Below are 239 nucleotides of genomic sequence, written 5' to 3' on the forward strand. Positions count from 1 at the left end.
ATATAGTACCGAAGTTCCTGATTCAACGCTGCCAAGAAAAGCCTCTAGTGAGATGTAAGGTGCCCGTAACGCAAACCGACACAGGTAGGCGAGGAGAGAATCCTAAGGTGTGCGAGAGNACTCTCGTTAAGGAACTCGGCAAAATGACCCCGTAAGTTCGGTAGAAGGGGTGCTTTTTAGGTTGAATAGCCCAGAAAAGCCGCAGTGAATAGGCCCAGGCGACTGTTTAGCAAAAACAC

General features: G+C 49.2%; 1 rRNA gene. It reads left to right on the forward strand.

The features are described from left to right. A 23S ribosomal RNA gene (locus tag FNK51_RS26260) occupies positions 1-239 on the forward strand; the annotation flags it as partial.

It is taken from the genome of Bacillus sp. B4EP4a (assembly GCF_006680105.1).
GTDB lineage: Bacteria > Bacillota > Bacilli > Bacillales > DSM-1321 > Peribacillus > Peribacillus simplex_E.